The organism is Actinacidiphila polyblastidii (assembly GCF_036353415.1).
GTDB classification, from domain to species: Bacteria; Actinomycetota; Actinomycetes; order Streptomycetales; family Streptomycetaceae; genus Actinacidiphila; species Actinacidiphila polyblastidii.
In genome coordinates this window covers 621,579-639,605 of sequence record NZ_JAZEWV010000001.1, presented here as the reverse complement: position 1 = coordinate 639,605, position 18,027 = coordinate 621,579, and the positions used below count along the sequence as shown (strand labels likewise).

Annotated in this window: 13 protein-coding genes; 2 read left to right on the top strand and 11 right to left on the bottom strand. The window is 73.3% G+C overall.

Annotated elements, in window-relative coordinates; translation table 11 throughout:
• Positions 1-45: 45 nt before the first annotated feature.
• The 6 genes from V2S66_RS02605 to nsdA all read right to left on the bottom strand — a co-directional run bounded on the left by V2S66_RS02605 (position 46) and on the right by nsdA (position 8,177).
• Positions 46-582 carry a GNAT family N-acetyltransferase gene (locus tag V2S66_RS02605; RefSeq protein WP_330792718.1) on the bottom strand — a complete coding sequence of 179 codons (537 nt, stop codon included), beginning with the start codon at positions 580-582 and terminating at the stop codon, positions 46-48.
• A complete protein-coding gene (ffh, locus tag V2S66_RS02600; protein ID WP_330792717.1) occupies positions 582-2,144 on the bottom strand; it encodes a signal recognition particle protein in 1,563 nt (520 codons plus the stop codon). The genes V2S66_RS02605 and ffh overlap by 1 nt, the downstream gene beginning before the upstream one ends.
• A gap of 228 nt (positions 2,145-2,372) precedes the next feature.
• Positions 2,373-4,835: a [protein-PII] uridylyltransferase gene (locus V2S66_RS02595; protein WP_330792716.1), complete on the bottom strand. Its 2,463-nt coding sequence runs from the start codon at positions 4,833-4,835 to the stop codon at positions 2,373-2,375.
• 10 nt (positions 4,836-4,845) lie between these two features.
• Entirely contained in the window at positions 4,846-5,184 is a 339-nt protein-coding gene (locus V2S66_RS02590) for a P-II family nitrogen regulator (protein WP_167985535.1), read from the bottom strand.
• Entirely contained in the window at positions 5,181-6,521 is a 1,341-nt protein-coding gene (locus V2S66_RS02585; protein WP_330792715.1) for an ammonium transporter, read from the bottom strand. Before V2S66_RS02585 ends, V2S66_RS02590 begins: the two co-directional genes overlap by 4 nt.
• 195 nt (positions 6,522-6,716) lie before the next feature.
• The gene (nsdA, locus tag V2S66_RS02580) at positions 6,717-8,177 is read right to left on the bottom strand and encodes a transcriptional repressor NsdA (protein ID WP_330792714.1); all 1,461 of its coding nucleotides are present in this window, start codon (positions 8,175-8,177) and stop codon (positions 6,717-6,719) included.
• Positions 8,178-8,533: 356 nt separating this feature from the next.
• On the opposite strand from nsdA, the gene V2S66_RS02575 reads away from it, so the two are divergent.
• On the top strand, positions 8,534-9,286 hold the full coding sequence (locus V2S66_RS02575; protein ID WP_330792713.1) for a bifunctional DNA primase/polymerase: 753 nt from the start codon (positions 8,534-8,536) through the stop codon (positions 9,284-9,286).
• Positions 9,287-9,422: 136 nt separating this feature from the next.
• Here V2S66_RS02575 and ftsY read toward each other — a convergent pair whose 3' ends face one another.
• From ftsY to V2S66_RS02550, 5 genes are all read right to left on the bottom strand, one after another.
• A complete protein-coding gene (gene ftsY / locus V2S66_RS02570; protein WP_330792712.1) occupies positions 9,423-10,634 on the bottom strand; it encodes a signal recognition particle-docking protein FtsY in 1,212 nt (403 codons plus the stop codon).
• A gap of 84 nt (positions 10,635-10,718) precedes the next feature.
• Complete coding sequence (locus V2S66_RS02565; RefSeq protein WP_330792711.1) at positions 10,719-12,134, bottom strand: sugar porter family MFS transporter; 1,416 nt, start codon at positions 12,132-12,134, stop codon at positions 10,719-10,721.
• A 208-nt stretch (positions 12,135-12,342) separates the two neighbouring features.
• A complete protein-coding gene (smc, locus tag V2S66_RS02560; protein ID WP_330792710.1) occupies positions 12,343-15,945 on the bottom strand; it encodes a chromosome segregation protein SMC in 3,603 nt (1,200 codons plus the stop codon).
• 215 nt (positions 15,946-16,160) lie between these two features.
• Positions 16,161-16,364: a hypothetical protein gene (locus V2S66_RS02555; protein ID WP_330792709.1), complete on the bottom strand. Its 204-nt coding sequence runs from the start codon at positions 16,362-16,364 to the stop codon at positions 16,161-16,163.
• 299 nt (positions 16,365-16,663) lie between these two features.
• Positions 16,664-16,945, bottom strand: a complete 282-nt coding sequence (locus tag V2S66_RS02550; RefSeq protein WP_330792708.1) for an acylphosphatase — start codon at positions 16,943-16,945, stop codon at positions 16,664-16,666.
• 192 nt (positions 16,946-17,137) lie between these two features.
• On the opposite strand from V2S66_RS02550, the gene V2S66_RS02545 reads away from it, so the two are divergent.
• Complete coding sequence (locus tag V2S66_RS02545) at positions 17,138-18,016, top strand: CAP domain-containing protein (RefSeq protein ID WP_330792707.1); 879 nt, start codon at positions 17,138-17,140, stop codon at positions 18,014-18,016.
• The last annotated feature ends 11 nt before the right edge of the window (positions 18,017-18,027 follow it).

The window sequence follows — 18,027 nt, the reverse complement described above, 5'->3', positions numbered from 1 at the left end:
CACCGTCCTGACCTGCGGCGGCCTGGCCCTGCGCGGCGGCCGGGCTCAGGCGGCGTCGGGGCCGGCCGGCAGGCCGGGCCACTCCTCGGCGGTGAGCGCGAACCGCTCGTGGTCGCGCCACGCCTCGTTGATGAACAGCATCCGCGGCGAGAACCCCTCGTGGCGGAAGCCCAGCCGCTTGGCCATCGCGACGGAACGGGCGTTGTCCGGCTGGACATTGATCTCCAGCCGGTGCAGCCCGAGCCCGTCGGGATAGCTCGCGAAGCAGCGGTCCACCACCAGCCGCATGCCCTCGCTCATCCGGCCGGTGCCGTTGTACGGCAGGTAACTGTCGTACCCCAGCGACGCGTTGCGGAAGCGGGCGCGCACGATGTTCGCCACGTTGCACTTGCCGACCAGGCCGCCGTCCTCGTCGTCGACGATGAGGTACGTCTGCAAAAGCGGGCCCTGCTGGCGCAGCAGTTCGTGGAAGCCGTCCGGGTCGACGGGGTTCCACGGGCTGAGGTGGTCCACCGAGCGCAGTACGGCCGCCCGGTGGAGGTCGGCGTCCTCGGGCCGCGGAGCCCGGATCGAGACCCGCATCAGCCCATGAACTTCTTGAAGTCGTCCGGCAGTTGGAAGTCCTGGCCGCCGGCCGGCAGACCGAACGGGCTGTCCTGCTGGCCGTCCTGGCCCTCCTGGCCCTGCTGGTCGCGGCGGGCCTGCGCGGCGGCCGCCTCGGCCTTGCGCTTCATCGGGTTGCCGGACTGCCGCTTGCCCTTGGCCTGCTTCTGCTGCTTCTTCTGCCGGCCCGCGCCGCCGCCCATGCCGGGCATCCCCGGCATCCCCGGCATGCCGCCGCCCTGCGCCATCCTGGACATCATCTTGCGCGCCTCGAAGAACCGCTCCACCAGGCTCTTGACCGCGCTGACCTCGACGCCGGAGCCCTTGGCGATACGGGCCCTGCGGGAGCCGTTGATCAGGTGCGGGTCGGCGCGCTCGCCCGGGGTCATCGACTTGATGATCGCCGCGGTGCGGTCGACGTCCCGCTCGTCGAGGTTGTTGATCTGGTCCTTCATCTGCGCCATGCCGGGGAGCATGCCGAGCAGCTTGGAGATCGAGCCCATCTTCCTGACCTGCTCCATCTGCTGGAGGAAGTCGTCGAGGGTGAACTCCTTGGGGCCCTTCGCCAGCTTGGCCGCCATCTTCTCGGCCTCGGCCTGGCTGAAGGTCTGCTCGGCCTTCTCGATCAGCGACAGCACGTCGCCCATGCCGAGGATCCGGGACGCCATGCGGTCCGGGTGGAAGGCGTCGAAGTCGTCGAGCTTCTCGCCGTTCGAGGCGAAGATGATCTGCTTGCCGGTGACGTGGGCGATCGACAGGGCCGCGCCGCCGCGGGCGTCGCCGTCGAGCTTGGAGAGCACCACGCCGTCGAAGCCGACGCCGTCGCGGAACGCCTCGGCGGTGTTCACCGCGTCCTGGCCGATCATCGCGTCGACGACGAAGAGGATCTCGTCGGGCCGCACCGCGTCGCGGATGTCCGCGGCCTGCTGCATCATCTCCTGGTCGACGCCCAGGCGGCCCGCGGTGTCGACGATCACGATGTCGTACTGCTGCTGCTTGGCGAAGTCGATGGAGTCGCGGGCGACCTTGACCGGGTCGCCGACGCCGTTGCCCGGCTCGGGCGCGAAGACCGCGACGCCGGCCCGCTCGGCGACGACGCTCAGCTGGTTCACCGCGTTCGGGCGCTGGAGGTCGCAGGCGACCAGCAGCGGGGTGTGGCCCTGCTTGTGCAGCCACTGGGCGAGCTTGCCGGCCAGGGTGGTCTTGCCCGCGCCCTGGAGGCCGGCGAGCATGATCACCGTCGGCGGCTGCTTGGCGAAGCGCAGCCTGCGGGTCTCGCCGCCGAGGATGCCGATCAGCTCGTCGTTGACGATCTTGATGACCTGCTGCGCCGGGTTCAGCGCCTGGGAGACCTCGGCGCCGAGCGCCCGCTGCTTCACGTTGGCGATGAAGGCCCGGACGGCCGGCAGCGCGACGTCCGCCTCGAGCAGGGCGATCCGGATCTCGCGCGCGGTGGCGTCGATGTCCGCCTCGGACAGACGGCCGCGCCCCCGGAGGGTCTTGAAGGTATTCGCGAGGCGATCAGACAGAGTGTCGAACACGGTGGTCGCAGATCCTCGGGGTCGGGGGCGGAGACGATCGCCTTCCAGAGTATCCGGCCCGGCAAGCAGTCCGCCCGCGCCTCGTGCCACCGCGTCCGCCCGCGGGGCGGCGGCACCCGCCCGCATGGCCCCCTCGCGGCCCGGCGGCGGCCCGAATCCGGGCCCGCCGCCGGGCAAGCTCGGGCACCACCGGGCCGCCGGGGCCGGCCCCGGCGGCCGGCGGAGCGCTCAGCGCAGCGCCGCCTCCACCTGCCGGGCGACCTCCGCCGCGCGGGCGTCCGGCAGCGGGTTGCCGTCCTTGCCGACCACGTAGAAGGCGTCGACCGCGTTGGAGCCCAGGGTGGAGATCCGGGCGGACCGCACCGTGACCGAGGTCGACGCCAGCGCCAGGCCGATGCGGTGCAGCAGGCCGGGGGCGTCGTGGGCGCGGACCTCCAGCACGGTCGCCGTCTGCGAGGTGTGGCCGGGCGCGACGGTCACCCGGGGCGGCGGCGGGGTGATGCCGCGCCGCCTCGGGTAGGCGGCCTCGCGCTCGGCCAGCCGCGCCTCGATGTCCAGCGAGCCGTCGAAGGCCCTGGCCAGGTCGGCGCGCAGCCGGGCGGCCTCGGGCAGCGCGCCGTACTCCGCGGAGACCCGCCAGCTCAGCAGGGCCACCGGGCCCTCCCCGATCGGGTCGAAGGCCCGCAGGTCGGCGGCGCGCACGGTGAGCCGGTGCAGCGCCAGCACGCCCGCCGCCCTGGCCACCAGGTGCGGCCGGTCGGGCACCGCGAGCAGCAGCTCCACACCGAGCGCCTGCTGGCGGGCCTCCCCCTCCGCCTCCTCCTCCGTGTACGCGTGCAGCGCCAGGACCGGCCCGCCGGTGCGGGCGGCCTCGATGGCGAGGCGCTCCTCCTCCGCGGTGGGCTCGCTGTCGGCGCTCTCCGGCAGCGCGCCGGTGTCCAGCGCGCCGGCGACCCGGCCGACCAGGTCGGCGAGGAGCGAGGCGCGCCAGGTGCTCCAGGCGGCGGGCCCGGTGGCGAGCGCGTCGGCCTCGGTGAGCGCGGCGAGCAGTTCGAGGGTGGAGGTGTCCCGTACGGTCTCGGCGACCGTGCGGATGGTCTCGGGGTCGTCCAGGTCGCGCCTGGTCGCGGTGTCGATGAGCAGCAGGTGGTGCCTGACCAGCAGGGCCAGGGTGTCGACGTCGGCCGGGCCGAAGCCGATCCGGGCGGCCACGTCGCGGGCGATCACCTCGCCCGCCTCGCTGTGGTCGCCCGGCCAGCCCTTGCCGATGTCGTGCAGCAGGGCGGCGGTGAGCAGCAGGTCGGGGCGGTGCACCCGGCGGGTGAGCCCGGCGGCCTGCACGGCCGCCTCGACCAGGTGCCGGTCCACGGTGAAGCGGTGCACGGCGTTGCGCTGCGGGCGGCAGCGGACCCGCTCCCAGTCCGGGATCAGCCGGGTGACCAGGCCCTCGGCCTCCAGCGCCTCCCACACCGGCACGGTGGACTCGCCGGCGCCGAGCAGCGTGACCAGCTGCTCGCGGGCCTCCGCGGGCCACGGCACCGGCAGCGGGCGGGCCGCGGCGGCGAGCCGCCGCACGGCGTGCAGCGACAGCGGCAGTCCGGCCTGGGCCGCGGCCGCGGCGGCCCGCAGCGGCAGCACCGGGTCGCGGTCGGGTTTGGCGGCGAGCGCCAGCACGGCCTCGCCCTCCTGCTCCACGACGCCCTCGGCGAGCGGCACCCGCTCGGGGGGCGGCGCGGCGCCCGCGGTGCGGCCGCGGCCGAGCAGTCCGCGGCGGCGCGGCCGGGCCGCCCGGGAGCGCAGCACCCGGTCGACCTCGCGCCAGGTGACGTCGGAGGCGTAGGCGATCCGGCGGGCGGCCTCGTAGACCTGGCGCAGCAGGGTGTCGGCGTCGAGCAGGCCGAGCGCCGCGGCGACCTGGTCCTGTTCCTGGAGCGCGAGCCGGTCGGTGGCGCGGCCGGTGACCAGGTGCAGGGCGTCGCGGGCGTCGAGGAGCCGGGTGCGGGCCTCCTCCAGGCCCTCGCGGGGGGCGTCGGCGAGCCAGGAGGCGGCGACGGCCCGCAGCGTGGTGGCGTCGCGCAGTCCGCCGCGCGCCTCCTTGAGGTCGGGTTCGAGGAGGTACGACAGCTCGCCCTGGCGTTCGGCGCGCTCGGTGCACAGCTCGTGCAGGGCGGGCAGCCGCTGCGGGGCCTGGTTGCGCCAGTCGGCGAGGACCGCGCTGCGCAGGCCCGCGGTCATCGCGGCGTCGCCGGCCAGGTGCCGGGCGTCGAGCAGGCCCAGCTGGACCTTGAGGTCGTCGGCGGCGGTCTTGCGGGCCTCGGCGGGGGTGCGCACCGAGTGGTCGAGGGCCAGGCCGAGGTCCCAGACGGGGTACCAGAGGCGGTCGGCCAGCGCGCTGACGGAGCCCTTGGCGTCCCCCGGTTCGTGCAGCAGCACCAGGTCGAGGTCGCTGCGGGGCGAGAGTTCGCCGCGGCCGTAGCCGCCGACGGCGAGCAGCGCCCAGCCGCCGGCTCCGGTGGCGCGGGCGGCGTCGGCGGCCAGGTCCGCCAGCCATTGGTCGGTGAGACGGGCCAGTGCGGCGCGGCGCGGCGGCCCGGACTGCGCCTCCTCGGTGAGGAGGCGCAGCCGGGCCGCCGCGTAACTGTGGCCTTGGGCTTCGACGCTTTCGGTCACTCGTTCTCCAGCTGGGTCCATCGGGGGTGGGTCAGAGCGCGTCCGGGCCACGCTCGCCGGTGCGGACCCTGACGGCCGTGTCGACCGGCAGGCTCCACACCTTGCCGTCTCCGATCTTGCCTGTCCGCGCCGCCTTCACGACGACCTCGATGAGCTGGTCGGCGTCCGCGTCCTCGACCAGGACCTCGATGCGGATCTTCGGCACCAGGTCGACGGTGTACTCCGCGCCGCGGTAGACCTCGGTGTGGCCGCGCTGCCGGCCGTAGCCGCTGGCCTCGGTGACGGTCAGGCCGTGCACGCCGAACGCCTGCAGGGCTTCCTTGATCTCGTCGAGCCGGTGGGGCTTGACGACGGCGGTGATGAGCTTCACGCGTCCACCTTCTTGACCGAGGAGGCGCCGGCCTCGCTGCTGTTCGATACGTCGGAGGCGCTGCGGGCGCCGCCGACACCTGCGAAGTCGTACGCGGTCTCGGCGTGCAGGATCTGGTCCACGCCGGTGATCTCCTCGTCGTCGGTGACGCGGAAGCCCATGGTGATGTCGATGAGCTTGGCGAGCACCACCGCGCAGACCAGCGAGTAGCCGAGGACCGCGCCGACGCCCAGGCACTGCCGGCCGAACTGCGTCCAGCCGCCGCCGTAGAAGACACCGGCCTGGCCCGGGTAGACCGTTCCGGTGGACAGGAAGCCGATGGCCAGCGAGCCGATGATGCCGCCGACCATGTGGACGCCGACCACGTCGAGCGAGTCGTCGTAGTTGAAGCGGTACTTCAGGCTCACCGCGGCGGCGCAGCCGACGCCGGCCACCAGGCCGAGCAGCAGGGCGCCCAGCGGGGAGACCGAGCCGCAGGCGGGGGTGATGGCGACCAGGCCGGCCACCGCGCCCGAGGCGGCGCCCAGGGTGGTGAAGGAGCCGTGCCGCAGGCGCTCGTAGATCAGCCAGCCGAGCATCGCGGCGGCCGTGGCGACCTGGGTGTTGGTGAAGGCGATGCCCGCCACCCCGTCGGCGGTCAGCTCGGAGCCGGCGTTGAAGCCGAACCAGCCGAACCACAGCAGGCCGCAGCCCAGCATGACGAGCGGCAGGTTGTGCGGGCGCATCGGGTCACGCTTGAAGCCGTTGCGCTTGCCGATGACCAGGATCACGCCGAGTGCGGCCGCGCCGGCGTTGATGTGGACCGCGGTACCGCCGGCGAAGTCGAGCACGTGCCTCTTGGCGAGCCAGCCGTCGGGCGCCCAGACCCAGTGCGCGACCGGGAAGTACACGATCGTCGCCCACAGGGCGATGAACAGCGACCATGCGGTGAACTTCACCCGGTCGGCGAGGGCGCCGCTGATCAGGGCGGGCGTGATCACCGCGAACATCAGCTGGAACATGGCGAACACCAGGATGGGAACTCCCGTGCTGGCCCAGGGCGCGCTCATCCCTATTTTCCGCAGCCCCACCCAGCCGGTGCCCCCCATGAATCCGTTGCCGGAGTGGAAAGCGAAGCTGAATCCGTAGAGCGTCCACAGAACGGTGATGATGCCCAGGCTGATGAAGCTCATCATCAGCATGTTCAGAGCGCTCTTGACGCGCACCATGCCACCGTAGAAGAAGGCGAGACCAGGGGTCATCACCATCACCAGGGCGGCACTGAGCAGCAAGAACGCCGTATTTCCACTGTCGAGCTTGGGCGCGTCAGCGGCCAGCGTCATGATGGCTGGAGCCATCGGCGTCTCCTCGTCATCCGGACGGCCCGTGCGGGCGGAGCAGGTGTGGGCCGGTTTTCGCCATGAGATTGGCTCAGCCGGGTTTCCGCCAATGCTGCCCGGTGTTTCACGGCCGTGACGAAGAAGTCGCGCGTGTTACGCCAAGATGAACCGTCCCGCGCGGTGGTGAAGGATGTATACGGGTGACGCGTGGGGTCAGGCGGATTCGGCGACTTCTGGAAGCTCGGTGGAGAGCCGGTCGGCCAGCCGCAGGACCTCGGGGACGTCGCCGAAGTCGCGGACCGCGGTCCTGGTGGTCTTGCGGATGCGCGTGTTGACCCGCTCGGAGCGGATGCGCTTGGCGACGCTGATCGCGTGGTCGGTGACGTGCGCGGCCTGCTCCGGTTCCCGCATCAGCAGGTGGACGGTGCCCATGCCGACGAGGTTGAGCGCGTAGGCGCGCTGGTGCACCCGGTCGTCGCTGAAGCCGTCGACGGCCTTCTGCATCTCGGGCCGGGCGAGCGAGGCGTACGTGGGGCTGCGGCCGGCGACGTAGGCGAGGTCGCGGTAGGAGTGCGCGTTCTCGGCGTGCAGCTCGGCCTCGTTGAAGAAGCTGATCCAGGCCGGCTCCTCGCCGGCGCCCGCGTCGCTGAAGGTGTCCTCGGCCATCCGCACCGCGCGGTGGCACTTGTTGACCTGGCCGAGGTTGGCGTAGGCGCGCGCCTCCAGCGCGTGCAGCATCGCCTGGGTGGCGGCGCCGGCGGTGTCCCGGCTGCCGTACTGGGCGAGGTGGATCAGCTCCAGCGCGTCGTCCGGCCGGTCGAGGTGGATCATCTGCCGGCTCATCGAGGACAGGATGAACGCGCCGAGCGGCCGGTCGCCGGCCTCCTTGGCCGCGTGCAGCGCCAGCACCAGGTACTTCTGGGCGGTCGGCTGGAGGCCCACGTCGTAGCTCATCCAGCCGGCCAGCGCGGCCAGGTCGGCGGTGATCCGGTAGAGCCTGCGGGCGACGGGCTCCGGGTGCGGCTCCTGCAGCAGGTCGGTGACCTCGTGCAGCTGGCCGACCACGGCCTTGCGGCGCAGGCCGCCGCCGCACTGGTTGTCCCACTCGCGGAACATCACCGTGGTGGCCTCCAGCAGCTCCAGCTCCTGCTCGGAGAGCCGGGAGGGGCGGCCGCCGGCGTCGCGGGGCGCGCCGACGACCGCAGCGGGGCCGCCGCCCGGCGTGTTGGGCACCAGCCAGCGCTGCATGGGCTCCAGCAGCGTGGGCCCGGCGGACAGCGCGAGGGAGGTGCCGAGGAAGCCGCGGCGGCCGAGCATCAGGTCGCTGCGGGAGAACTCGCTGATCAGCTGGACGGTCTGGGGTCCGGCCCACGGCAGGTCGATGGCGCCGCCGGCCGGCGGGGCGTGCGCGGAGCGCAGGCCCAGGTCCTCGACCGGCACCACGCAGCCGAAGCGCTCGGAGAACAGTTCGGACAGGATCCGCGGAATGGGCTCGCGGGGCTGCTCACCGTCGAGCCAGCGGCGTACCCGCGAGGTGTCGGTGCTGACGTGGTGGGCGCCCATCTGGCGCGCCCGGCGGTTCACCTGGCGGGCCAGTTCGCCCTTGGACCAGCCGCTGCGCACGAACCACGAGTTCAACTGCGCGTTGGGCTGCTTCTCAGCTGTCGCGCCCACGGTCGAGCCCCCATCCCGCTTGTCCCGACCCCTTGGATATCAGGGGCCGTCGAGCCCTGTCGCGGATATCACCGGATCGGTACCGGCGGATCGTGCGCCACGCCGGTGCGGCACGTGGGTGCGACATGCGGGTGCCTCCGGCATCACCGGGGGGCGCGCGGATCTCCGCTCCTGACTCACCGACTGAAAGTAGTCCTCCGATCACCCCCGCGGGACCGCGACGGCGGAAACGCCACCATTCGCCACCCCTTCAGGTGAACTCGGCCGCGGCCGCAGGCGATTCACTTGACACATGCCCAACGAATGAGGTCAGGCGGGTGCGTAACCATCGGCGTCGCCGATCCGTTGGAGGTGACATGGTGTTCACGATCGGCAGCATGCGGCAGATGCGGGCGGGCCGGACCGGATGGCGGGGCGCCGCCCGGATCGCGGCGCTTTCGGCGGATCCGGGTCCGGCGCCCGGCGTGCGGACCGGCGCGCGGCGGTGGACACGCGCCTCGGCGGCCGCCACGGTCGGCGAGTACACCGCGCTGTGCGGCTGGGCGGTCGCGCCCGGCGCCCGCGCCTCGCGCGGCGGCGGGGCCTGCTCGTGCGGCGACGCCGGCTGCGCCGCGCCGGGCGCGCATCCGCTGTCCTTCGCCGCGGAGGTGCCGGCCGGCGCCTCGGCGCAGGAGGCCGCGCGGATGTGGGCGCAGACGCCGGGGGCCGCGGTGCTGCTGCCCACCGGGCGGACCTTCGACGTGATCGACGTCGCCGAGGCGTCCGGCCTTCGGGCGCTGGCCCGGCTGGAGCGGATGGGCCTGCGGCTGGGCCCGGTGCTGGCGACCCCGGATCGGCGGGCGCAGTTCTTCGTGGCGCCGGGCGCCGCGCAGGACCTGCCGCAGCTGCTGTACCGGATGGGCTGGGACGACGCCGAGCTGGACCTCCGCTGCCTGGGTCCGGGCGGGCACGTGACCGCTCCCCCGTCGGACGCGGGCGGTCTCGGCCCGGTCCGCTGGTTGCGCGATCCGCGCCCTGGCGTACGCTCCCCGGTGCCGCAGCCTCCCGAGGCCCGCCTGCTGCTCGGGACGCTCGCCTACGTGAGCCACCGGGCCCGGGTGCACGCCTAGGGCGCCTGCGCGCGATGCGTAAGGGGCGCCCTCTCGGGGCGGGCACCCCTTACGCGTGCGCGGTACTGGCCGGGGCGGTACGGGCCGGCTGCGGCTGTCGCCCGCCGACCCATGCCGGCTGCCGGCGGCTCGCCCGCTACTCGCCGATCAGGGCGTCCACGAACGCCTCCGGCTCGAACGGGGCGAGGTCGTCCGCGCCCTCGCCGAGGCCGATGAGCTTGACCGGCACGCCGAGTTCACGCTGCACCGCCACGACGATGCCGCCCTTGGCGGTGCCGTCGAGCTTGGTCAGCACGATGCCGGTGATGTCCACCACCTCGGCGAACACCCTCGCCTGGACCAGGCCGTTCTGGCCGGTGGTGGCGTCCAGCACCAGCAGCACCTCGTCGACCGGGCCGTGCTTCTCCACCACCCGCTTGACCTTGCCCAGCTCGTCCATCAGGCCGGTCTTGGTGTGCAGCCGGCCGGCGGTGTCGATGAGCACGGTGTCGGCGCCCTCGGCGATGCCCTCCTTGACCGCGTCGAAGGCCACGGAAGCGGGGTCGCCGGCCTCGGGCCCGCGCACCGTGCGGGCGCCGACCCGCTCGCCCCAGGTCTGCAGCTGGTCGGCGGCGGCGGCGCGGAAGGTGTCGGCGGCGCCGAGCACCACGCTGCGGCCGTCGGCGACGAGCACCCGGGCCAGCTTGCCGGTGGTGGTGGTCTTGCCGGTGCCGTTGACGCCGACGACCAGCACCACGGCCGGGGTCTCCTCGTGGCTCCCGGTGTGCAGGGTGCGGTCGAGCGTCGGGTCGACGAGGGTGATCAGCTCCTCGCGCAGCAGCGCCCGCAGGTCCTCGGGGGTGCGGGTGCCGAGCACCTTCACCCGGGTGCGCAGCCGCTCGACCAGTTCCTGGGTGGGGGCGACGCCGACGTCGGCGGTGATGAGGGTGTCCTCGATCTCCTCCCAGGTGTCGTCGTCCAGGCGCTCCCTGGACAGCAGCGAGAGCAGCCCCTTGCCCAGCGAGTTCTGCGAGCGGGACAGCCGGGACCGCAGCCGTACCAGGCGGCCGGCGGTGGGCTCCGGCTGCTCGATCGGGATCGGCTCGACGAGCTCGATCTCCTCCAGCACCTCGGGCGCGGCGGTGCCGGCCGGGGGCAGGGGGACCTCTTCCACGGTCCTGCGGGGTTCGTCCCGCGGGGTCTCGGCCTCGTCGCCGACCTGCGGCTCGGCGGGAGGCTTGGTGAGGGTCGGGGTGCTCGGCGGGGCGGGCGGCAGCTGCTGCTTCCTGCGGCGGCTGCCGACGACCAGCCCGCCGGCCCCGAGGATCACGACCAGGGCGATGACGACGGCAAGGATCACGATTTCCATAACCCCCCCAGTATCAACGACGGCCGCCGGGTGCGGTGCACCCGGCGGCCGTCGTGTGGCGGGAGTCCGCCCGCGCGCGGGCGGTCAGCCCATCTCCTCCAGCGTCTTGCCCCGGGTCTCGCGGACGAACTTCAGGACGAACGGGATGGAGAGGATCGCGAAGCAGCAGTAGATGACGTACGTGGCCGACAGGTTCCAGTCCGCCAGGCTGGGGAAGCTGGCGGTGATCGCCCAGTTGGCGATCCACTGCGCGGAGGCGGCGACACCGAGGGCGGCGGCGCGGATCCTGTTCGGGAACATCTCGCCGAGGAAGACCCACACCACGACGCCCCACGACAGCGCGAAGAACAGCACGAAGGTGTGCGCCGCGATGAGCGCGACGGTGCCCTGCGCGTTGGGCAGCGTGTCGCCGTGCCGGTAGGAGAAGGCCCATGCCTCCAGGGCCAGCGCGACCGCCATGCCGGAGGAGCCGATCAGCGCCAGCGGCTTGCGGCCGATCCGGTCGACGAAGATCATCGCGATCACCGTGCCGATGATGTTCACGATCGAGGTGGTGAAGGAGTAGAAGAACGAGCTGCTCGGGTCGATGCCGACGGACTGCCACAGCGTGGAGGAGTAGTAGAAGGCCACGTTGATGCCGACCAGCTGCTGGAAGGCGGACAGGCCGATGCCGATCCAGACGATCGGCAGGAAGCCGAAGCGGGGGCCGAGGAGGTCACGGAAGCTGGCCTTGTGATCGCGGTGCATCGCGGTGCGGATCTCGTCGACGCGCGCGTCGAGGTCGCTCTCCTTGCCCTCGACGTCGGCGAGCACGGCGCGGGCCTCCTTGTCGCGGCCGACGGTGAGCAGGTAGCGCGGCGACTCGGGGATGGCGAAGGACAGCAGCCCGTAGATCGCCGCGGGGATCACCATGACGCCGAGCATGACCTGCCAGGCCTCCAGGCCGAGCAGGCTGCCGCGCTGGTCGCCGTTGGCGGCGTTGAGGATGCCCCAGTTGACGAGCTGGGAGATGGCGATGCCCAGCACGATGGCGGCCTGCTGGAAGGAGGCGAGCCGGCCGCGGTAGGCGGGGGGCGCGACCTCGGCGATGTAGGCGGGGCCGATGACGGAGGCCATGCCGATCGCGAAGCCGCCGATGATCCGCCAGAACGCCAGGTCCCACAGGGCGAAGGGCAGGGCGGAGCCGACCGCGCTGATGAGGAAGAGCACCGCGGCGATCTGCATGCAGCGGATGCGGCCGATCCGGTCGGCGATGCGGCCGGCGGTGGCGGCGCCGATGGCGCAGCCGATCAGGGCGATCGCGACCACCTGGGCCAGCGCGGCGGAGCCGATGTTGTAGCGGTCGCGGATCGCCTCGACCGCGCCGTTGATCACCGAGCTGTCGTAGCCGAAGAGGAAGCCGCCCATGGCGGCGGCGGCGGTGATGAAGATGACGTGGCCGAGGTGCTCGGGGTGGGCCGCGTGGTTCGCCGTCCCGGAGCCTCGTGCGGTGCTGGTCAAGGTGGCCTCTCCTCGGGCTCGACGGGGAGCCCTCACATGAGGGTCTGGATCTTCAAGTGTTGGCCGACCCCGCATCGGCCACCACTCGAACGTCTGGTCAGAGCTCCATACCTTATTCCTTCATGTTTCGAAAGGTAAAACCGGGGCATACGGGCGGGGAGCGGTTCAGCGCGAGTCCTTGCGTTCACTTCTTGAAGCCAAGTCCTCGTCAGACGCTCTCCGACACCCTTTGTTTGCCGTCGCGCAGCCGCTGGCTGATCACCTTCGAGACCCCATCGCCCTGCATGGATACGCCGTACAGGGCATCGGCGACCTCCATCGTGCGCTTCTGGTGGGTGATGACGATCAGCTGGGAGCTCTCCTGCAGCTCCTCCATGATCCGGATCAGCCGCTGCAGGTTGGTGTCGTCCAGCGCCGCCTCGACCTCGTCCATCACGTAGAACGGGCTCGGCCGGGCCTTGAAGATCGACACCAGCATCGCCACGGCGGTCAGCGACCGCTCGCCGCCGGACAGCAGCGACAGCCGCTTGACCTTCTTCCCCGGCGGCCGCGCCTCCACGTCGACGCCCGTGGTCAGCATGTTGTCGGGGTCGGTGAGGAGCAGCCGGCCCTCGCCGCCGGGGAACAGCCGGGAGAAGACGCCCTCGAACTGGCGGGCGGTGTCGTGGAAGGCCGCGGTGAAGACCTGCTCCACCCGCTCGTCCACGTCCTTGACCACCTGGAGCAGGTCGGCCCGGGTCTTGCGGAGGTCCTCCAGCTGCTCGGTGAGGAACTTGTGCCGCTCCTCCAGCGCGGCGAACTCCTCCAACGCCAGCGGGTTGACCTTGCCGAGCTGCGCGTACGCCTTCTCGGCCGCCTTCAGCCGCTTCTCCTGCTCGGCGCGGACGTAGCCGCGCGGCTGGTTGCGCGGATCGTCCGGGTCCTCGGGCAGGACCTCCCCCTCGGCGGGCGGCGACGGCGGCACCGGCTCCTGCGGCCCGTACTCCGCGACCAGCCCGGCCGGCTCCATGCCGTGCTCCTCCAGCGCCCTGGCCTCCAGCTGCTCGATCCGCAGCCGCTTCTCCGCGCCCAGCACCTCGCCCTTGTGCACGTCGCCGGTGAGCCGGTCCAGCTCCGACTTCAGCTCCCGGCCGCGGCGCCGCTCGGTGCCCAGCTCCGCCTCCCGCTCGGCCCTGGCCTGCTCGGCCTGCGCACGCTCGGCCTCGGCGCGGGTCAGCGAGACCTGCACGCACGCCAGCAGCACCCGGGCCCCGGCCACCACCGCGGCGGCCACCGACGCCTCGTAGGCGAGGCGCTCCCTGCGCCGCTCCGCCCTGGCCCGGTTCTCGCGCTCGGCGCGGGCCGCCCGGTCCAGGCCGTCGGCCCGCCCGGCCAGGCCCTTGACCCGCTCCTCGTGGGTGCGGACCTGCAGCCTCGCCTCCATCTCGGTCTGCCGGGCGTTGGCGCCGTCGGCGGCCAGCCGGTCGCGAAGATGGGTGTCGGGCTCCTCCTCGCCCGGCTCCTCCTGCGCCTCGCTGAGCCGGTAGGACAGCTCCTCCAGCTCCTCGCGGGCGGCGGCCAGCGCCTCCTCGGAGCGCGCCACGGCGCCCGCCGCGCGGTCGGCCTCCCCGGCGGCGGCGCGGGCCTGGCCGCCGAACCGGCCCAGCTGCTGGGCCACCGACGCCTTCTGCTTCTCCGCCGCCCTGCGCCGCTGGGCCAGCTCCTCGGCGGTCCGCGCGGCGGCCGCCCTGCGCTCCCCCGCCTCCCGCTGGGCGTCGGCGAGGCCCGCGCACCGCTCCTCCAGCCCTTCCAGCTCCGCCTCGGCCTCGTCGACCTGGGCCTGCACCTCCAGCACGCTGGGAGCCTTGGCGCTGCCGCCGACCGCGGTGTGCGCGGCCAGCACGTCGCCCTCGGCGGTCACCGCGGTGAGCCCGGGGTGGGCGGCGACGATCTCCTCGGCGTCCTCCAGGGTGGCGACGACCACCACGTCGCGCAGCAGCCGCCGCACCGCGGGCGCCAGCTCGGGACCCGCGGTGACCAGGTCCGCCGCGCGGCGGCAGCCGGCCACAGCCGCGGCCGCGGGCTCAGCCGAGGGCGCGGGCGCGGGCGCGCCGGCCAGGATCAGCGCGGCGCGGCCCGCGTCGTCCTTGCGCAGCAGCCGCAGGGCGTCGGCGGCGGCGGCCGGGCCGCTGACCGCGACCGCGTCGGCGGCGGCGCCGAGGGCCGCGGCGATCGGCACCTCGTAGCCGGGGGTGACCCGCAGCAGCGTGGCCGCGGAGCCGAGCACACCGGCCCGCGGGCCGGCCCCGCCGCCGGTGAGCAGCGCGCCGGTGCCGTCCTTGCGGCGCAGCGAGGGGGCGAGGGCGTCGCGGCGGGCGGCGACCGCGGCGCGGCGGCGCTCCGCCGCGGTGACGGCCTCGCGGGCCGCGCCGAAAGCGTCCTCGGCGGCGGCCTGTTCCGCGCGGGCCGCCTCGTACCGCTCCTCCAGTTCCGAGTCGTCGGCGTCCAGGTCCTCGACCTGGGCGCGCAGCTCCTCGTACTCCGCCTGCGCCGACTCGGCGCGCTCCCGGGCCTCGTCGCGGGCGGCGGTGAGCCGGCCGATCTCGGCCTGCGCCGAGCCGGCCTTCGAGCGGGCCGCGTTGACCTGGCCGCCCAGGCGGGCCAGGCCCTCGCGGCGGTCGGCGATGGCGCGGGCGGCGGACCTGAGCCGGCTCTCCTCCTCGGCGAGCCGCTGCTCCAGCTCGGCGCGGTGGCCGACCGTGTCCTCCAGGGCCCGCTCGGCGGCGTCGAGCGCCTCGGCGAGTTCGGCCTCCTGCTCGCGGATGCGGGCGGCCTCGCGCTCCATGTCCTCGGGCTCGCGGCCGCGGCGCTCCTCGGCGGGCTGCGCGCCGGCGTGCCGGTGCCGCTGCTCGGCCAGGCCGATGGTGCCGCGGACCCGCTCGGCGAGCTGCGAGAGTTCGTACCAGGTCGCCTGCGCCTGGTTCAGCCGCGGCGTCAGGGCCCGCACCTGCTCCTCCAGCCGGGCCTCGCGGCGCAGGGCGTCGGCGAGCTGTGCCTCCACGGCGGCCCTGCGCTCCTTCAGGGCGGCCTCGTCCGCGACCTCGGCGCGCAGCGCCTCGCGCAGGGTGACCAGGTCGTCGGCGAGCAGCCGCAGCCGGGCGTCGCGCAGGTCGGCCTGGATGACGGCGGCGCGGCGGGCGACCTGGGCCTGGCGGCCGAGCGGCTTGAGCTGGCGGCGCAGTTCACCGGTGAGGTCGGTCACCCGGGCGAGGTTGGCCTGCATCGCGTCCAGCTTGCGCAGCGCCTTCTCCTTGCGCTTGCGGTGCTTCAGGACGCCTGCGGCCTCCTCGATGAACGCCCGGCGGCCCATCGGGTCGGCGTGCAGCACCGAGTCCAGCTGGCCCTGGCCGACGATGACGTGCATCTCGCGGCCGATGCCGGAGTCGGAGAGCAGTTCCTGGATGTCCAGCAGCCGGCAGGTGTCGCCGTTGAGCTGGTACTCGCTGCCGCCGTTGCGGAACATGATCCGCGTGATGGTGACCTCGGCGTACTCGATCGGCAGCACGCCGTCGGAGTTGTCGATGGTCAGCGACACCTCGGCGCGGCCCAGCGGCGGGCGGCCGGTGGTGCCGGCGAAGATCACGTCCTCCATCTTGCCGCCGCGCAGCGACTTGGCCCCCTGCTCGCCCATCACCCAGGACAGCGCGTCCACGACGTTGGACTTGCCGGACCCGTTGGGGCCGACGACGCAGGTGATGCCGGGTTCGAAGCGCAGCGTCGTCGCCGAGGCGAACGACTTGAAACCGCGCAGTGTGAGGCTCTTGAGATGCACGCCGGTCGACTCTACTCGTCGTCCCCGGTTTCACCGATGAATGCGCAGGGCACATCAGACGTTAAGGGCGGGGTCGATGGACCACGGCAGCAGCCGGAGGACGGGGGAATGACGAAGGGACGCCGAAGCGTCCCTTGCACATGTGCACATCTGCAGAGGAAAGAACCTGCAGTCTCAGGCGGGTCCGTGACACCCGTCCGGCGGATCGCGCCGGATCAGGCGAGGACGGGCTCCGCGTGAGCTACGTCGATGCTGCTGAGCAACGAGTCCTCGCGCGACGCGATGGTCAGCGCGTCGTTCTCGGCCTGCATCCGGACAAGCTCGGATTCCAGGTCCTGAACGCGCTGCTGCAGCCTTCGCATCTCGGCGAGGAGTCGCGGGTCGGGACCGCCGACGTAACCGAGAAGCGCCTTTGCCATGATGGATGGTCCTCCACGCTGAGTGACCGACCGAAGCGGTGTGGTCGTGGGTGAGGGGTACTCTCCCGCGCACGGTGCGGGCATTCCGCGACCGCTCGCAGCATCGTGTGGAACCACGTTGCGCGGGGCTTCCAGAGTCTCACCAAATAAGGGGCCGGTCAACACGATCACAGCCCAGCCGTCGGGTCCGCCTCGGAATACACGGCGCTGAAGCCGCCGCGGGCCACCCGTCCGGCATCGAGATCATCCTCGATGGGGGCAGCCTGACACGGCATCCGCCGGATGGCAACAGTCTGTGCTCAGCGGATCTCGAATCCCTCGTATCCGCCTCGGGGATCGCCCCATATCTCGGTCACGCCGTCGACGCGTCCGGGCGTGTCGCCGTGGTGCAGCCACTCGAGCAGCCGTTCACACTGCGCGTGCGCGCCCTCCGCGACCACCTGCACCCTGCCGTCGCCGAGATTGCCGGCATAGCCGCTCAGACCGCCGAGCTCCAGTGCGGTGGCCCTGGTCCACCAGCGGAAGCCGACGCCCTGCACCCGGCCGCGCACCCAGGCGGTGAGGCGGACATTTTCGTTCATGTGCGCACGCTATCCCCCCGCTTCCCGCCTCATCCCCTCACACCGGTGGCGTCATTCGCTACAGTCGCCCCTCAACGGCGGTTCACTCGTACGGATGAACCCGGTGGCTCGCACCCGCGGGCCCCGGCAGAGTCGGCCGGGCGGGACCGGGCCGGACCAGGCACGGCGGGAAGCCAGTGAGGAGCGCGGCAGATGGGGCGTCACAGCCGTCATGCGGTGCCGGCGGCACCGCAACCCGGCCCGCGGGGCCACCGCGGCCGGCGCAAGCACCACCCGGTGCGCACCGGGCTGCTGGCCTCGTCCGCCGCGATGGCGGTCGGCGCCGTCGCCGCCTCGTCCGGGCTGCTGTCCGGGCTCACCGGCGGCCTGACGTACGGCGACGGCGGTGCGAGCGGCGCGCAGGCCGACGGCGCCGGTCCGGCCCAGGCGGGCAGCGACATCCCCTCGCCGCTGGGCGGCACCGCCTCCCCCGCCTCCGGCCCCGCCACCTCGGCGGCCGGCTCGCCGTCGGCGGGCGGCCCCGGCGCCCGTACGACCACCGCGAGCCCCACCGCGACCCCGACCCGCACCGCCACCAGCCGGGCGGCGGCCCCGACGCCGACGCGCACCACCGCGGCGCCCACCACGCCGGTGGTGACCACCGCCCCGCCGCGCACCGTGATGGCGACCACCGCCCCCGCCTCCTCCAGCGCGATACAGGCGGCGCGGGCGCAGATCCTGTCGATGGTCAACCAGCAGCGGGCCACCGCCGGCTGCAAGCCGCTCACCGCGGACTCCGAGCTGGACGTGCTGTCGCAGAACTTCAGCGACGACATGGCGGCCCGCGGTTTCTTCGACCACACCGACCCGGACGGCGACACGCCCTGGGACCGGGCGAAGAAGCTCGGCATCACCGGCCTGGGCGGCGAGAACATAGCCCGCGGCCAGGCCGACGCGGCCGCGGTGATGGACGCCTGGATGAACAGCCCGGGCCACCGCGCGAACATCCTCAACTGCGACTACAAGACGCTGGGCGTCGGCATCCACTTCGGCTCCGGCGGCCCCTGGTGGACGCAGGACTTCGGCTTCTGAGGACGCCCTGC